This is a genomic window from Caulobacter sp. SLTY (assembly GCF_009905535.1).
In the GTDB taxonomy this organism is placed as follows: domain Bacteria; phylum Pseudomonadota; class Alphaproteobacteria; order Caulobacterales; family Caulobacteraceae; genus Caulobacter.
This window is the reverse complement of the sequence record NZ_JAAALA010000083.1, coordinates 1-823: the sequence shown is the minus strand read 5'-3', so window position 1 is coordinate 823 and position 823 is coordinate 1. Positions and strand designations below refer to the sequence as shown.

The 823-nt window shown below is 68.5% G+C and carries 1 protein-coding gene and 1 pseudogene; both read right to left on the bottom strand.

Annotated features, from left to right (window positions below; translation table 11 throughout):
- Positions 1-285, bottom strand: a pseudogene (locus tag GVN21_RS20345) (CVNH domain-containing protein); the annotation flags it as partial.
- Between the two features lie 27 nt (positions 286-312).
- Positions 313-823: hypothetical protein (locus GVN21_RS20340; RefSeq protein WP_166576560.1), on the bottom strand; the 511-nt coding region annotated here is incomplete at its 5' end.

The window sequence follows — 823 nt, the reverse complement described above, 5'->3', positions numbered from 1 at the left end:
TCCGCCGCCACCGCCGTATTCACAGCGCAGCTGGCCGCCGAAGTTCTCCACGCGGCCCCGGCAGTTGCGCATGTTCAGCTCGCTGCGGACCAGCCGGTTGGAGCGGTCGCGGCAGTTGGCGTAGAGCATTCCGTTGAAGGCGGTGATGTCGCGGCAGGTCCGCTGGTAACTGCCCTCCGGCAGCTCATCGAAACCGCCGTACCAGGACGGGGCCTGGGCCGAGGCGGCCATGGCCGAAAGGCCGAGCGCAGCCACCGCTGCGGCGGCCAGGTGGGTCTTCTTCATGGTCTTCTCCCAACGAAAAGGCGCCGGTCAGTCGCCGGCGTAGAAGCTGAAGCGGGTGTTGGCGAACTGGGTGTCGCCGACGCGCAGCGTGCCGTTCAGAACGGTCTGCTCGCTGGCTCCCTGGGCCTTGGCGTCGGACAGGGCGGCGACGTCGAAGTCCCCCTCAAAGGTCACCTGGCCGAGCTTGGGGTCGGTCCCGGCGAACTTCATGGTCTTGCCGTCGGTGGCATAGCCGGTCGGCAGCACGCGCACCTTGACGGTATGACTCTCCGCGCCGGTCTCGCCGGTCTGCATCGGGCTGGTGGTGTCGGCGAACTCCAGCAGGATCGGGCCGAAGGTCGACATCCGGTCGCCCTGTTCCCACTGGGCGAAGTCGCTGGCCGAGCCTACGCCAAGCTGCTCGAGCCGCCAGCTACCGACCCGCACCTCGGCCTGGGGCATGTAAAAGCCGGCCAGGTCGAAGGCCCCGGTGTGGGTGAAGCCGGTGACCGCCTCATGCGCCGCCGCCACGGGGCCTTCGACCTGGCCGGCTTTTACA